Origin of the sequence: Paenibacillus sp. FSL H8-0457, assembly GCF_038051935.1 — a bacterium.
GTDB classification, from domain to species: Bacteria; Bacillota; Bacilli; order Paenibacillales; family Paenibacillaceae; genus Paenibacillus_AQ; species Paenibacillus_AQ lautus_A.
Genome location: NZ_CP150293.1, coordinates 3,076,606 through 3,091,982, shown reverse-complemented (window position 1 = coordinate 3,091,982; position 15,377 = coordinate 3,076,606). Strand labels below are relative to the sequence as shown.

Below are 15,377 nucleotides of genomic sequence, written 5' to 3'. Positions count from 1 at the left end.
AACTTCGCCCCAATCCGATGTATACCTCGATGCGTAACATCGCTTATAATGTACGATAATCAGAAATGGCACACGCTCAGAATTAGGCGAAGGACCCAAAAAGGAGAGGTTGGAATATAATGCGCTTTTTATCGAACCTTGGCTCCTTTATCAACGCATGGCGGGATTACCCGGCTGAAGAGAATACGGTGCTGGGGAGTCGCTACACCGTCCAAGAAATGATTGGCGAAGGAAGTTACGGTATCATCTATCAATGTCGGGATCAACAGAGCGGTCATATAGTCGCCGTCAAACAGTCACGGCCAAGCAAAGGCGATTACGCCAAAGAATTGCTGAATCGGGAAGCCGCTATATTAAGCACCCTTCAGCATCCGCAAATTCCGGCATATCAGGATTTTTTCACGGACAGCCGCCATTCGTATCTGGTCATGTCTTATATGGACGGGGATACGCTGGAGGATTTAATATTCGAACATGGCATGAAATACGGGGAAGCCGAATGTCTCCATATCGCGCTGCAGCTTCTGGAGCTGGTCCGTTACCTGCACGAACAAGGCTATGTTCATCTCGACCTGCGGATTCCCAATGTGCTGTTTAAGGATGGCCGTATCCATCTCATCGATTTTGGGCTGGCACGAAGGATCGGTGAACCCCCTCCTCTCCGGCTGCCTGCCCGAAAGAAGTTCCGGCGCGGCGGCACAAGCTCCTCTGTTCAATATAAAGAGTCGAAAGAAATCGAGGATCTCCGCGACATCGGTCACTTTATGTTGTTCATGCTCTATTCTGCCTATGATCCGGACGACGATCCGAGCGCAATCGGGGAACGAAGCTGGCAGGAAGAACTGCAGCTTTCGGAAGAACTGCGGGAGATGATCAAACGCTTGCTGCAACTGAGCAGTCCTTACTCCGGTTCTTTGCAGTTCATGAACGAGCTCCAGACGCTCGCGAATGCAAAAAAACCGCCCCTCTGATAAGATGGGCAGCGTTTTATTTGATTCCTGGGTTTCATTTATGTTACGATCCGATTAAATGATATGGAATGATTCCGAACAAGAAAGGAGGAAATTCCACATGTTAAGAAAAATCATGAACAAATTTCTCCACTCAACTTCCCACAGTCATGGCCGCAAGCGGTACAGCAGTTCCGCGAAGAATTACGGAAGAAAATACAGCAGCAGTCACGTGTATTCTCGCCGCAAAGGATCGTCATCCGATTACAAACGCAGGCACGGCAACCAAGGTCATGGCTATTATAAAAACAGAAGAGGCAGCTCAAGCTAATCATTCAACATCATATAGCACACTACCTCCTTCAACGTGGTTGTCTGTTGAGGGATTTTTTTTTATCCTTTCACCGAATCGTGAAGTTGACGCCGTAATAGGACAATGCCAGTTTACCGGCCACTCTCTGGGAGGAAGCATTATCCCATGAGGTACTGTACAGGGGCAATGCTCCCATCTTCCGCACCTCGATTGCCCAACCGGCAGTAACGGCGGCCGCATAACCTCTCCCTCGAAATTCGGCTAACGTCTCCAGTCCGGCTTCGTGCGCTTCCGTAGAAACGCGAACACTCCGGCAGACCGACACCACCCTCTGATCTTGAATGATCGCGACACAAGGCTGGGCGTAGTCGATTTCCGCGTTCAGCCATTCCAAACCGGCGAGCGAATACTCGGTTATATTGTCTCCGGTGATCGATACCGCCTGCATGGTCGGCGATGACATTGTGATGTCAAGAATCCGATAACAAGGTCCGCTCGTATATTGATCAGCAGCCAGCAGATTCATGTAGTCATCGAAGTGCTTGGGTCTCGTTTGAAAATCTTCGTTAAGAGACGGTTCATTTTCAACCAGCGCCGTCAGTTGCTTGGCAAGTTTGTCCTGTATATCATAACGAAGCCTGCAAACGGCTGAACCGTCGATCGTTCGACCCAAGAAAAATCGGGGAGCCGGCTCCTCTCCCGGCCAAGGCTCGTTAATGGTTCGTATCCGACTATCCAGGTCATGCGTAAACATAACCCGTGTGTGCATCTCCATCAAATCCTTAGCGGTTGGCTCATTTCCAATCCGCTGGTTCATGCTTTCACCCCCATAAGAATATTTCAACCATAGTTTCGCATCACATATCTCCATCGTAGCAGATTTTTCGAACCACAGGTTGGGCACAAATGAATATAAACGATAAATAAAAAGACCCTGTCTCCCTTTGAAACAGGGAAACAAGGCCAACATGGGATCGTGCCTATCTAGGGTCATATCTTCCTGCCAAGCGAGTTCCGCTGCAATCGCGGTATCAAAGCGTACGCAAACGTGAAGAGCGGGCTCAGCCACAGGAAAGTTGCATAAGGTGCGTACTCGATGACCGGTACTCCAAGGGTCGTGGCAAAAAAAGCACCGCTGACGCCCCATGGAATTAAAGGGTTAACCAGCGTTCCACAATCCTCCAATGTGCGTGACAGCGTCTTGGCCGGTATGTTTCGGCGAGTATATTCCTCCTTGAACATTTGACCGGGCAAAAGGATCGATAAATACTGCTCGCCCGTCATGCCGTTAACCGCGATGGAAGATGCACCCGTCATCACGACCACGCTGCTGCTGCGCTTCAGCGGCTGCATGACTTGACGGAAGAAGGCTTCGATGACGCCGCAATGCTGAAGCAGCCCTCCCAAGGATAATGCAATCAAGATTAGCGATACGGACCACATCATGGATTGCAATCCGCCGCGGTTGACAATGGAAGCAACGGTTTCGTTGGCAACCGTGCTCTTGTAGCCGCTCTGCATCACGCTGAACCAGACATCGACGGCTGCCTGCTGCTGAACGAAGGCCGTCACGATCAGTCCGGTTACAATGCCTGCGATGAGTGTCGGCAGGATCGGCATGCGCTTGACGGAACAGGCGATAACGGCAAGCGGCGACATCAACGTCAGCCAATGAATATGGAATCCGTCATGAAGCGCCGCCTTGATTAGATTTATCGAGGACAAATCCAGCGCGTTACTTGTGGGCGCAAGCAGGAAAAAGACCGTTGTCACCACAAGGGCCGGCACTGTCGTGTAGATCATATTGCCGATATGGGTGAATAAGGATATGCCGGCGACCGCGGGAGCAAAGTTCGTGGTGTCGGAGAGCGGCGACATTTTATCACCGAAGCAAGCGCCGCAGATCACCGCTCCGGCTGCCAGTGTCGGAGAAATTCCTGTCGTTACCGCGATTCCCATAAAGGCAACGCCAACCGTACTGACTGTCGTGAAGGAGCTTCCGGTGAACATCGAGACCACGATGGTCACATATAATGCGCTCACGGCAAAATAATGCGGTTCGATATAATCCATGCCATAGTATAAAATGGTCGGTACCGTGCCGCTCATCATCCATACCGCAATCAGAATGCCGATGAGCGAAAGAATGAGAATCGGCATAATCGCCGTTTGAATTCCTTGAATGATGGCGGATTCGAGCTGCTTCCAGGAAAACCCGAACAAACGCAGCAAGGCCGCCGTACCGACGGTGGTTGCCAAGAGCGGAAGATGCGGCTCTGCTTTCAGCAAAAATATGGAGACAAACAGCAGCGCCAGAATAAACGCGATAAGAATGATGCTTTTTGAGAAACTGAGATGTCGTTCCATGATGCTAAGACTCCTTATCCATTGTCGTGGCGGGAGTTACCTCCCGTCCATTGATGATGAATGTTTGACTTTTTCGCTTTTATGCTTTTCGGCTTTTTGGCTTCTTTGCATTGAAGCACAGAGTAACACTATAAACGATAAGGACGGATGCCGTCAATGTAGGAATCATGAACAATCACCAAAAAAAGACGACTGCTTGCTGCAGTCGTCTTTTATCATATATAGGATGTATCGTTATTTCGCTTGAATGTAACCTTCCGCTTTCAACAGTTCCGCAATCAGAACGGCTCCGCCGGCTGCACCGCGCAGCGTATTATGCGAGAGGCCCACGAATTTATAATCGTACAGGGAATCCTCGCGCAATCTGCCAACCGAAACGCCCATTCCGCGCTCAATGTCGCGATCCAGCTTCGTCTGAGGCCGGTTCTCTTCTTCAAAATACGTAATGAATTGCTTAGGCGCACTAGGGAGTTCCAGCTCTTGCGGTCTGCCTTTAAACTGCTGCCAGCGATCCAGGATTTCCTCCTTTGACGGCTTGTTCTCGAACGACGCAAATACGGTAGCTAAATGGCCATCGGTTACGGGAACGCGTATGCATTGCGTCGTAATCAATGGGGATTCAGCTTTCACGATCTCCCCGTTCACAACGCTGCCCCAGATGCGAAGCGGCTCCTGCTCGCTCTTCTCTTCCTCGCCGCCGATATACGGAATCACGTTGTCCAGCATATCCGGCCAATCGGTGAAGTTCTTGCCGGCCCCGGATATTGCCTGGTAAGTGGAAGCAACGACATTCGTAGGTTTGAAATCAAGCAAAGCGTTCAGCGCCGGCACATAACTTTGAATGGAACAATTCGGCTTCACCGCAATGAACCCGGTTGTTGTTCCCAGACGTTTGCGCTGTGCGGCAATCACGTCGATATGACCCGGATTGATTTCCGGAATGACCATCGGAACGTCAGGCGTCCAGCGATGGGCGGAGTTGTTGGAGATGACGGGCGTGCCCGTTTTGGCATAGGCCTCTTCCAATGCCTGAATCTCGTTCTTCTTCATGTCGACCGCGCAGAATACGAAGTCAACCTCTGCGGCAACCTGTTCCACCTGCGATGCATCCTGAACGACAATGCCTTTCACCTGCTCGGGGATCGGTGTAGCCAGCTTCCAGCGGCCCTGTACCGATTCTTCATACGTTTTCCCGGCCGAATTGCGGCTGGCTGCAATGGTGGTCACTTCGAACCATGGATGCCCATCCAGCAATTGCATAAAACGTTGACCCACCATTCCTGTTCCACCGACAATTCCCACTCTAAGTTTTTGTGACATTCGCTACTCATATCCTTTCAATAATGTCGTCATGTTCCCCATACATCGATGTACCGTACGGACAAAAGCATGCAATAAATAAGCTTCTACTAGATAATTATTCAAACCGGCAAGATCCGTGTAGGTTTCCCGCCTTAACCTTCGTATTTCTTTAGATATAAAAGTTTGCTTTCTCAGAAGACGGACTGCTTATATCAGACCGTTACTTACGATATACGAACGGCAAGCCACTGATGTCTAACCTTTTGGATCACTTAACAAAAAAATCCCACCCCCAAGACCGTAAGTCTCAGGGACGAGATTGTTATACTCGCGGTACCACCCCAAATTTGCCAATATGTCACCATATTCGCCTCATCGAGTACGGCATTACACTGGAATGCAGATACTCTAGCTCTGTAACAGGAGCTCCTGGCACACCATCCCCCTCCGTTGAGAGTTCCTTGTGCTGCTCAGAGTCTTTTTTCAATAAAGAACGCTTTGCCCCTTTTCAGCTGCCGGAGCTCTCTGTACAAGAATTCGTTTATTTACTCGTCTCGTCATCGCATTTGTTATGATTATTATATATAAAACCATTTCGTCGGTAAACCATATTTATAAAATTTTCACGAGAATGATCAAGATGTTTAAGACCTGTTCCTGTCGTGACACCTACTCGGCATAACCGATTTCCCCGTTAATCACCGTCATTCTGACCTTCGCCTCCAGCAGCTCGTCCGGCTCCATCCCATCATGCAAGCAGCGATCCACTACCGTGAAATCGGCATATTTGCCCAATTCCAGTGTTCCTCGTTGATCCGCTTCTCCCGCTGCCCCCGCGCTGCCGAGCGTAAACAGCCCGAGCGCTTCCGTCAGGCTGAGCTTCTCCTCCGGCAAATAGCCTGCGTGATTCTCCTCCGGCTTGCGTCTGGTAATGGCAGCATGAATCCCGAGCAGCGGATTCAGCGGCTCTATGGGAGCGTCGCTGCCGCCGGAACAAGGCAGCCCCGAACGCAGCCACTTCTTCCATGCATACAAACAGCTTGTCCGATCAGGACCTACGCGCTCCAGCACCCATGGAAAATCGCTGGGCACAAACCGAGGCTGCAGATCCACGGCCAGCTTCAGCTTGCTCATTCGCTTAACCGTATCGGGATGCACAATTTGGGCATGAATGAAGCGGTCGGGAAGCTTCGCAGCTCTGCTCAGCGGAAGGATTTCAAGCACATCCGTCATCATCTCTGCCGCGCCGTCACCGATCGCATGAAAAGCAACGGGATAACCCAGCCTGCGCGCCCTGCCAACAATCTCCCTTAGCTCCTCTGGCGTATGCATGGCCAGCCCGCGGGTATGCGGCGCATCATGGTAAGGCTCCTTGAGCAGCGCCGTTCTTCCTCCAACCGCCCCGTCCGCGAACAATTTAACCGATCCGATGCGATTCCATTCGTTCCCGCTGCCTGCCTTGACGCCGAGCTCCTCCATTTCATCAAGAAAGCCATGGAACATCAGCTGATGGGTACGGAAGCGCAGTCCCTCCTCGCGCAGTTCACGATGGATCCGCTGCATCGCTTCCACGCTGCCCAGCAGGCGGAGGTCTTCCGTATGCGCTGCCGTCAGGCCGAGCCGAAGGGCATCACGGCATGCCTGAAGCATCGCAGCTTTCAGCTTGGACGGGTCAGGCTCCGGCTGGACCATGGTAAAAGGCACCGAAGCATTCTCGTAAATGCAGCCGTTCAACCGGCCATCGGCATCCCGGCCGAAAGCGCCGGACTCCGGATCGGGCGTGTCTGCAGTGATCCCCGCTCTTCGAAACGCTTCCGAATTACCGAGGAAAGCATGGAAACAGGTTCTCGTCAGATATACAGGATGCTCCGTAGTGATGTCGTCAAGCTCCATCATATTCGGGATTACCGGGTCCGGAAAATGGTTCTCGTTCCAATTCAGCCCCATGATCCACTCCCCAGGCGGCGTTACCGCAGCCCGAGCTCGCAGCATAGCCAGCATCTCGTCTTTCGAAGCCGCCTCGGTGAAGTCCAGCATGCCCAGCTTGAGTCCGTGCATGCCGAGATGCATATGGGCATCCACCAGGCCTGGCAGCACGAAAGCCCCCTCCCAATCCACCGTTCGATAATCCCGTCCCGATAACTGCAGGCGCAGCTCAGCCGCACTTCCCATGGCACGAATGATGCCGTCTTCTACATATATCGAATCCGCAGTCGTTGCAGCGTGCGGTGAATAAAGAAGACCGTTTGTAAAAAGGACAGGTTCCATGTGTCTGATTCCTCCGGATTTTTCCCAACATTATACCAAACATGCCTTCAGCTCGTCAGCCGGCGCCGCCCCAAGGCAACCCTCCCCAAAATGAAACAGGCGGTCCCAAACGGGACTGCCTGTCCAAGCTTAATTGATTTTGGTGAAAGCCCACTTCTGCGCATCCGTGCCATTGTCCGTCCATTGCTGAACGGCGGCCCCGTCCGCGGTGGAGGCACTGGCTACATCGACTGCAAGCCCGCTCGCTTTGGACACAAGTTTATAATAACCGCCTCCAACATCAATGATCCTCCATCGCTGTGCATCCGTACCATTATCATTCCATTGCTGCAGCTGAACGCCGGTGGAAGTGGACGAATTCGGCACGTCGAGAACTTTGCCGCTATGCACGGCCGTGAGTTTGTAGTATCCGTCTCCCGTGCTTTCCACCCGGAACCTTTGGTTATTGGCGACGTAGTTGGTCCACTGCTGGATTTTGGCGCCGCTGACCGTGGACACATCCACGACATCCATCACTTTGCCGCTCGCCTTGGAAGCGATCGTATAAATCCCGTCGCTGATGACATTCGATGCACCCGTGTCTTGGTACACGCGTACGTAATCCACCAGCATCTGCGATGGGAACGGCGTGGAATTGTTCGGACTACCCGGCCAATTTCCGCCAACCGCCAAATTCAGCAATAAGAAGAACGGACGCTGGAATTCCTCGGTATTGCCCGTTCCGTTCTCAATATAAAATTCATTGAACTGCTGACCGTCCACAAACCAGCGGATGTATTTAGAATCCCACTCAATGCTGTAAACATGGAACTGCGAAAAATCCAGATTGCCGGATACCCGACCGAATTCGGCGTGACCTCCTGCATCCCAGTGAACGGTACCGTTCACGTATGGATTCAGATTTACCCGTTCCATAATGTCGATCTCTCCGCTCTTCGGCCAGCCGACCGTGCTGATGTTGCTTCCGAGCATCCAAAACGCCGGCCACAAACCTTGGCCCGACGGCAACTTGATTCGAGCCTCCACTTTCCCGTAAGTAAAGCTCTTCAAATCCTGGGTTTTGATCCGGGCAGAGGTGTAATTCATCCCGCCATAGGATTCCTTCTGCGCCGTAATGACAAGGTTACCGCCGGAGACCTGCAGGTTCTGTGCGCGATCGGTATAATACTGCAGCTCATTGTTACCCCATCCCCCGCTGCCGGTACCGATTTCCGGCGTCCAATTGGATCTGTTGAGCGAGGTCCCGTTAAACTCGTCACTCCATACCAAATTCCAGTTCGGCGCCGCATTGGTTTTGTTCACAGGCAATAGAACGACCAGAAGACTAAACAGCAGAACTACACATATTAATTTTCTTAGCATCATGTTCCCTCCTATTTTCATCGGATTCAGGTTTCATGGATACCTCGTGTGCGAGCATCGTGCGGACCGTCTACTGAAGCTTCGTATCACCTCTCTTTCTCGTTCTCTTGTCTTGCCTCAAACCAATCTATGATGGAAGATTCACTTGTTGTTCTCCTATAAAACACCGTAAATAATGCGCTTACATTTCCATTATATTCCTGTTGTATGCCACTATCAACCTAAATTTATATTATTTTACATTCGTCTTTTTATTTCTTTCATTAAATTCCTTACGCTTCTCTCCATATCAAAAAGCCGGCTGCTAGAGCCGGCTTCTGTCACTTCCCTATTTCCTCGTACAAATTCTAACTTATTCACGACAAATCATGAGTTTATTCCCATCGGGATCCTTCACGACGAACCAATGGTTGTGCTCGATTTCCGTCACGAGTTCCACGCCGAGCTTCTTCATATATTCCAAAGAACCTTCCAGGTCCTCTGTCATCAGCATGAAGGCGGGAGTATCGATTGACGGTGCTCCCTCGGGCTGATCTCCTCCCCACTTCGGCATCGTATCCAGAATCACGCCCGTACCCTCCATGGGCAATGGGCATAAATGGCCATTCATAATCTGGCAATCGGCCTCTGGTATGCCCAGAACGCGGCAGTACCAGCTGCGCGACGCTTCGATATTCCGGACCGGAATGAAGATGCTGCCCACCTTGTTCTTAATCGGGCTTGCCTGTGTATGGTTGTCCGTATTCTGTATGGATTCGTTCATGGTTTTGCCTCCTTGGATCATCTTAAGTACGCGTGGTGCCTTAAACGGTCGATACCCTTCCGGCAGCTCTTTTCCGACAGGCCATCTGCTCATGAGCTCCCTCCATTCTTATGTCTGCTGCTGGATTTTTACCGGAACATAACACTTCGCTTGGATCATTCCATCATCTGAAGCCCCCTCCAGGTCGTAACTGGCATACCACCGGCGTTCTGGATCCGGCGTAAACTCGCTTGAAGCATCGAGCCATCGATAAATTCGATGAAGTACGCCTGTCATTGCGCCATAAGCACCTGATTCCAGGCAGGCATAGGTACCGCCTTCCAACTCAACCTGCACGTCCTTATCTTCAAGGGTTGGAAGGAACTCCTCCGGCGGAACTATATAAATCTCGTAGGCGGATCTTTGCTTCAGCAGAGCGTCGTCACAGCGCATGAATACGCGAATACGCGAGTCGCCCCTAAACCCGTTACGCGATAACCAGGCAATCGAAGCTTCATCCGCTTGTTCCACGCAGTCCGGCCCCTTTCTGCGAAAGGCTATCGCCTTAAGCGTGGACAACTCCACAATTTCGATCTTTCCCATCAACTTGCTTCGTTCCACGGGAAGGTAAAGCTTCATGCGAACGATTTGATTCTTGTTCAGTACATATTCTTCCATGAAATGATGCTTTCCTTGCTCAAACACGCTGCGGGGCAGCCATTCGGAGAACAAACGGTTCCATGTGTTCTGAATGCAGTCTTCCGCCACCGATGGCGTTCGGACCACTGCATACAGCCCGCCATCAAGAACGATGGCTTGCAGTTCCGGATGATTCATCATCCGGGCCCGCTCCTTCACGTCAACAGCGAGCAATTGATATCCGAACGGCTTGCTTTCATCCTCCAGATCCACGTTCCAACCGAAGAGCCTCAGCTCATGGATATCGATATGGTGAGAAGACATAAGCGTCCGGAAATGATCGATCGCCGCGGTTTCTATCCCTTTCTCATGCTCTGCAGCAAACAGGCAACCGATCCCTTTCCGGGGAAGCAAACGGGTAACCCTTACTTCAGGAAAGCGTTCAGAGGCATCCCGCTCTCCCATGAATGTTATCCGTTCATTCAGGTTCATCCGTTCAAAACTGTAGACCAGCCGAGCTTTCCGGTATGCTCCTGGAGTTAGACCTGTGCACCTTTTGAAGGTTTTCATGAATGCCGGGTAGGACTCAAATCCACAGCGGTACCCGATATCGATGGTCGGCAGGTCGGTATTGCGCAAACAGCTGGCAGCTTCGCTGATCCTGCGTTTTCGTATGTACTCCTTGACGGGGTGTCCCGTTATACTGTGAAACAATCGATAGAGATTCGGCAATGACATGGCTGCCACGCCGGCAATTTCCTCGAGTGCCAGCGGTTCCGTGAGATGATCTTCGACAAAATCAATGGCGCGTTGAACGATTTCACCGGTCTGCATTTCTTGTCCTTCTCTCACTTATGATTGTAGCTTCCTATGAAGACATCATACCAAATTTCAGCGAAGGCGAACTGTACTTTTTTATCAAAAACTCGATCTCGTCATGGCAAAATCAAAAAAGCAGTCTCTTCATTGACAGCAAGAGAACTGCTTTCCATTCAAATTGTTAACTTGGTCGGCTTGCTTGGAGATGCTGCTCCCGTAGATCGCCATAAGTGCGACGGGGCTCTTCTTCCAGTGAATGTTTAGCCCCATGAGAAGAAAGTGAAGAATGCCTTTTTTAACTCGAGAAAGAGCCCATCCTTCATCCATCAACCTGTGACTCTCGGCTTCGTCGGATCGCAGTTCGGGCTCTGTACTTCGCCCAGAGCAGCCAGCTTGGACAGATAATAGCATTCTTCCCGATACATATGATCCGGCATCAGCGGATTGATCCGGTCCAGCACTTCCCCGCGCAGCTCAAGCTCCTCGAGTTCCGACAGAAAGTGCATGAACACTCTCATTTCCAGGTTTACATCGGCATGAAATTTGCGCAGGGCGGGAAAATCCTTCAGGCGGGTCCGCAGGTACCCTGTCATTTCAACAGCCTTCAGATAAAACCCTTCAAAATCTTTCTGGAACGCCATGCTTTTGGCAATCAACGGCTTTTCGGCAAAATCCAGATCAGCGGCCAGACTTGCCGCATGACCAAAGGCATCCTGCAGCCAGACCATATCGTAATGCAAAGGATGGAACAGCGGCACTCCCTTCCCCTCTTGCAAGGCCTGCAAAATTCGCAGGTATTCCTCCAATTCATTCACCATGTGGTTGACGAAGGACGGGGTCAGGAGAAAATCTATGGTGCCTGCAAGCTGCCGTTCTAATAAATTCAACTTAAATTCGCGCAATTCTTGCGAAGCATGAAGGGCTTCTTCGTTCAGTTTAGCGATGAATGCGGATGCATCCGGTCGACGAGATTCACTGAGGAGCCTATCAAATCTGGTCATTAAGGATTCTGCGGTAGCAATGTCCGCTTTTTCCTTAGGCGACAGCGCAGTAAAAATAAACCGGCAGTGGTCCCCAAGAATCTGCAGCCAAAACCGGTGCTCATACAATGGATCACTCATTGGCCTTGCCTCCTCTGGCAGCTTTATTCTCAGAAAATATATGCAGCTGCCATGGGAGTAGAACGATTGACGACTCCAGCCGGAGCAATCGCTTGCCTTCGATTAGAATACCGACAATTTACGGGATCATCTTAACGTTCACGATTAACCATATAGTTCAATAGATGCTTGAGAAACGCCGTATTGCGCGGCATTTCCTGCAGCGCCTCCATCGCCTGGCAATAATGATCCCACATTTCCCGGCTGGCCCCTTCCTGCCCCAGAATGCTCACGAAGGTCGAGGTATTGTTCTCCGCATCCTGTCCCCCGGGTTTGCCAAGCTGTTCCACGTTTCCCTGCACATCCAGCAAATCATCCTGAATCTGAAAAGCAATGCCTGCGTGGTAAGCAAATTTCTTCAGGATTGCGATTTCCGTTTCCTTCACCTGAGCCAGAATGGCGGGCATAACCAGCGATGCCTCGAACGCGATCCCCGTCTTGTAGTAACAAACCGTATTCAACTGCTCCAACGACAAGGCCTTCCCTTTTGAATTCAAATCCATCGCCTGGCCGGAACACATATCTCCCGCTCGCTGGGACGAATAGCGTATCAGCTTCAACACCGTTTTCGGGTCAAACCCTTCCAGGGAGGACTGCTCTTCGATCGCCTTCTGTATCAGGAACAACCCGGTAATTTCCGCCGTGGCGCTATCGTGAACCTGATGCAAGGTCGGCCGCCCTCTACGAGTAGAGGCGTTATCCTGGGAAGGCAAATCATCGAATATCAAGGAAGCGGTGTGCATGTATTCAAGCGATCTCAGCAGCGGCACGATGGCTGTTGCCTGCAGTCCATATTCCTTCACGGCCATTACCCAAGTCAGTATGGGTCTCAGGCGCTTGCCATCCCCTTCGAGCGAATAATTGGCCGCATCGATCAGCGACTCTTTCATCGGCGGTATGCCGGGAGTCTTGTCGATTTGCAAATGTTGGTTAATCTCATCTCGAACGGATTTAAACGTATCGATAAAATAATCCTTCTCTTTCCGCTCGTTTCTAAGTACGGTAACCATCTGATCACGCAGCAATTTATCAAGGAAATCCACCTGATCGGCTTTGGAAACCATGTGCTGGATAAGACGATTGAATTCCGGGTTCCCGGAAGCGAAAATATCCATAATTTCATTGTATTTCTCGGTGCCGACGCGTTCTTTGCAGCGCTTCAGTCCATTGATGGCCCGGTCGAGCATCACCTCTCGCGTCTTGGCGTCCGAATGGTACACGTTATGAATCAGGTGGGAAATCACCGCCCAGTATAATTCAAAAGGATTGATGAGGTCCTGGCGTTGTCCGCGATATTTTAGATAGTAAGTGTAAGGTGTTACCGCCCCGTCATTCAAGTCTTGAAACATATCGGCAAAATCATCGGCCAACTGGTTGTAAATCCCATAATAGAACGTTCGGTCCTCGAAGCCTCCATCCGCCGCAGCGCTTATAACAGAACGGACAATCAATCGCGAGGAAGAGGATTTCAGGATGATCGGCAGATATAATTCTTCATTGGTATAATCGGGATTCGCAAGGTCCTTGATGCGGTCAATATGCTGGGAATGAAAAAACACGTTGGACTGCTCGAAAAAAGTTTGCTGCGTTTCCGGGCGCTGCCGCCCTTGAATATACTCGAATGCATCCCGGAGCTCCTGATGCACGAAATGAACGAGCTCCATGTTTTTACCGCTCCACTGGCCAAGTTCCGGTACTTTCCCGGTAAGCAGGGCCTGCCGTATCATGTGGGAGTACTGTTCCTTCTCCTGGGCGTTCAAGACCCCTGAATCGAGCAGATCGTCTATGAAAGGATAGGTTAATCCGTAGGAATAACCCAGCCGGATCGCATCGTCAAGACGCGCTGAGCGTTCAGCTGGCGATGTTTCGCCATTCAAATCTTCCATAACATGCATGACAACCCCGACGATAATTTTGATTAATTTGCGCTGGGCTTGCTCTGCATCCATCTTGTCCGGGATATGGGAGGCTACATGCTTCAGTTTGTTGATGACCCAAATCACGGCTGTTTCAATGCCTTCCTTCTGCGCCCAACGGTACAATCCCGCCAGACTCATAAAATCCGGCGTGTCTCCCTCTTTTGCTCCGTTTGAGCGAACCAGAAGTTTTCGGGTATTCGCAACAACGCGTCGTATTCTCTCTTTCGTATCAGGGGAATCCAGCGCCATGCCCAGATCCCTCATATAAATATAGGAAATGCTTCGATCCAAATAATCATCCAATTCGCCTGTATAGTTGAGCCATCCGATGTATCTATGATAATCCCGGTTATCCGGCTTTTTCTTCGCCGGCAATATAGAGGACAGCCATGATTGACGTTGAACATGCTTTCTTTTCCATATTAGAATGTCTTCTGTCAGGATAGGCACATAACTCTTATCCTTTACCTGTACATGGAGCGATGCAAAATACTGAGCAGCCTTCTGCTCAGCCTGCCGATATCCCGTATCGGCGTAATCTGTATATGCCACATTCATATGATGGAATCCCTCAACTTCTTTAAATGTTAAACATGCATCCATGTTTATAACCTTTATACGCAGAAGTTTCAATCGGGTTACATTTCAGTTACAGTTACAGGGAATCATCCATAGACTGAAGCCAACGCCCCATGGCCTCCGACACTTCGTCCAGCTGCTCGGCCTCGGTGATGGCGGGTTCATGGTCTCCTTTTTGCATACCGTAAGCTCCGAATTGCCCGTGATTTCCGCCCTCAATCTCTACATAGGTGGTAGCGTCCGGTAGATTCTTTTGGGCAGCCTCCCATTTCGTTCGATCAAGAACGCCGTCCTGCGTACCGGTGATCTGAAGCGCGGACAGGTTTAATCCGTTCAGATTGCCCCCATCGTCAGCGTATGAGGCCATGAAATAGACCCCTTCAATGACATCCGCATGTTCCTTGGCATATCTCGCGGCAAAAACGCCGCCTAAGGAATGTCCGCCGATGACATATCGGTTGTCTGGATGCTCCGCTATGAAGGAATCCGCCTTGTTCTGTCCGAATATGGCGAGATTCAGCGGCATGGAGGCAACATACACGCGATGCCCTTTCTCTGCCATTCTCTTGGCAAAAGGCGCGTAACTTTCGGGCTCCACCAATCCGCCCGGATAAAAAATAATGTCGGGCTGAATCATCTGCCCGTTTACGGGCTCGAAGCGATAGCCGTCTTGGATGCGTTCAACCGCTACCCTCGTGTCGCTTTGAAATACCGCTTTCGCTTCATCCAGCGGCTCGTAAGTAAGTGAATCCAGTATGGCAAGACCCACGATGATAATGATGGCTAAGATGGACAATATCCAAACGAATGGCCTGATCCATCTTTTGCTCCTCGGTTTATGGGTTTGCTTCATGTCTATCACGGTCCCTTCAATCCAAATATGATGTCATTTCAAATTATACCGCAGGGTTAATTAAATTCCTACGCGCCTGTTCGGAAATCCATTACATCCTTCAT

At 50.7% G+C, this 15,377-nt stretch carries 12 protein-coding genes and 1 other annotated feature; of the genes, 2 read left to right on the top strand and 10 right to left on the bottom strand.

The window, feature by feature from the left end; all coding sequences use genetic code 11:
* Nucleotides 1-119: 119 nt before the first annotated feature.
* Both MHI43_RS13835 and MHI43_RS13830 read left to right on the top strand, forming a co-directional pair.
* Entirely contained in the window at nucleotides 120-971 is an 852-nt protein-coding gene (locus MHI43_RS13835; protein WP_036663388.1) for a protein kinase, read from the top strand.
* Between the two features lie 100 nt (nucleotides 972-1,071).
* Nucleotides 1,072-1,281, top strand: coding sequence for a hypothetical protein (locus tag MHI43_RS13830; RefSeq protein ID WP_036663390.1), 210 nt, complete (start codon nucleotides 1,072-1,074; stop codon nucleotides 1,279-1,281).
* A 70-nt stretch (nucleotides 1,282-1,351) separates the two neighbouring features.
* Here MHI43_RS13830 and aac(2')-IIb read toward each other — a convergent pair whose 3' ends face one another.
* From aac(2')-IIb to MHI43_RS13780, 10 genes are all read right to left on the bottom strand, one after another.
* The gene (gene aac(2')-IIb / locus MHI43_RS13825) at nucleotides 1,352-2,080 is read right to left on the bottom strand and encodes a kasugamycin N-acetyltransferase AAC(2')-IIb (protein ID WP_036663392.1); all 729 of its coding nucleotides are present in this window, start codon (nucleotides 2,078-2,080) and stop codon (nucleotides 1,352-1,354) included.
* A 173-nt stretch (nucleotides 2,081-2,253) separates the two neighbouring features.
* On the bottom strand, nucleotides 2,254-3,630 hold the full coding sequence (gene nhaC, locus MHI43_RS13820; RefSeq protein ID WP_036663395.1) for a Na+/H+ antiporter NhaC: 1,377 nt from the start codon (nucleotides 3,628-3,630) through the stop codon (nucleotides 2,254-2,256).
* Between the two features lie 234 nt (nucleotides 3,631-3,864).
* The gene (asd, locus tag MHI43_RS13815) at nucleotides 3,865-4,950 is read right to left on the bottom strand and encodes an aspartate-semialdehyde dehydrogenase (protein ID WP_081746319.1); all 1,086 of its coding nucleotides are present in this window, start codon (nucleotides 4,948-4,950) and stop codon (nucleotides 3,865-3,867) included.
* A 288-nt stretch (nucleotides 4,951-5,238) separates the two neighbouring features.
* Nucleotides 5,239-5,502 (bottom strand) — a binding site (T-box leader).
* Nucleotides 5,503-5,601: 99 nt separating this feature from the next.
* A complete protein-coding gene (locus MHI43_RS13810; protein ID WP_036663399.1) occupies nucleotides 5,602-7,200 on the bottom strand; it encodes an amidohydrolase in 1,599 nt (532 codons plus the stop codon).
* Between the two features lie 129 nt (nucleotides 7,201-7,329).
* Nucleotides 7,330-8,565 carry an RICIN domain-containing protein gene (locus MHI43_RS13805; protein WP_235201807.1) on the bottom strand — a complete coding sequence of 412 codons (1,236 nt, stop codon included), beginning with the start codon at nucleotides 8,563-8,565 and terminating at the stop codon, nucleotides 7,330-7,332.
* Between the two features lie 349 nt (nucleotides 8,566-8,914).
* Nucleotides 8,915-9,418 (bottom strand): VOC family protein, encoded by a 504-nt coding sequence (locus MHI43_RS13800; protein WP_228468942.1) that lies wholly within the window; start codon nucleotides 9,416-9,418, stop codon nucleotides 8,915-8,917.
* Between the two features lie 15 nt (nucleotides 9,419-9,433).
* On the bottom strand, nucleotides 9,434-10,795 hold the full coding sequence (locus tag MHI43_RS13795; protein ID WP_235201808.1) for a GyrI-like domain-containing protein: 1,362 nt from the start codon (nucleotides 10,793-10,795) through the stop codon (nucleotides 9,434-9,436).
* 293 nt (nucleotides 10,796-11,088) lie between these two features.
* A complete protein-coding gene (locus MHI43_RS13790; protein WP_015734937.1) occupies nucleotides 11,089-11,883 on the bottom strand; it encodes a DUF2935 domain-containing protein in 795 nt (264 codons plus the stop codon).
* 131 nt (nucleotides 11,884-12,014) lie between these two features.
* Nucleotides 12,015-14,399, bottom strand: a complete 2,385-nt coding sequence (locus MHI43_RS13785) for a polyprenyl synthetase family protein (protein WP_015734936.1) — start codon at nucleotides 14,397-14,399, stop codon at nucleotides 12,015-12,017.
* 97 nt (nucleotides 14,400-14,496) lie between these two features.
* Nucleotides 14,497-15,273 (bottom strand): alpha/beta hydrolase, encoded by a 777-nt coding sequence (locus MHI43_RS13780; protein ID WP_015734935.1) that lies wholly within the window; start codon nucleotides 15,271-15,273, stop codon nucleotides 14,497-14,499.
* Between the last annotated feature and the right edge of the window lie 104 nt (nucleotides 15,274-15,377).

Bases quoted from the DNA above. Each gene is read 5' to 3' on its own strand.
- MHI43_RS13835 (WP_036663388.1), top strand. From the start codon at position 120: ATGCGCTTTTTATCGAACCTTGGCTCCTTTATCAACGCATGGCGGGAT.
- MHI43_RS13830 (WP_036663390.1), top strand. From the start codon at position 1,072: ATGTTAAGAAAAATCATGAACAAATTTCTCCACTCAACTTCCCACAGT.
- nhaC (WP_036663395.1), bottom strand. From the start codon at position 3,630: ATGGAACGACATCTCAGTTTCTCAAAAAGCATCATTCTTATCGCGTTT.
- asd (WP_081746319.1), bottom strand. From the start codon at position 4,950: ATGTCACAAAAACTTAGAGTGGGAATTGTCGGTGGAACAGGAATGGTG.
- MHI43_RS13810 (WP_036663399.1), bottom strand. From the start codon at position 7,200: ATGGAACCTGTCCTTTTTACAAACGGTCTTCTTTATTCACCGCACGCT.
- MHI43_RS13805 (WP_235201807.1), bottom strand. From the start codon at position 8,565: ATGATGCTAAGAAAATTAATATGTGTAGTTCTGCTGTTTAGTCTTCTG.
- MHI43_RS13800 (WP_228468942.1), bottom strand. From the start codon at position 9,418: ATGAGCAGATGGCCTGTCGGAAAAGAGCTGCCGGAAGGGTATCGACCG.
- MHI43_RS13790 (WP_015734937.1), bottom strand. From the start codon at position 11,883: ATGAGTGATCCATTGTATGAGCACCGGTTTTGGCTGCAGATTCTTGGG.
- MHI43_RS13785 (WP_015734936.1), bottom strand. From the start codon at position 14,399: ATGAATGTGGCATATACAGATTACGCCGATACGGGATATCGGCAGGCT.
- MHI43_RS13780 (WP_015734935.1), bottom strand. From the start codon at position 15,273: ATGAAGCAAACCCATAAACCGAGGAGCAAAAGATGGATCAGGCCATTC.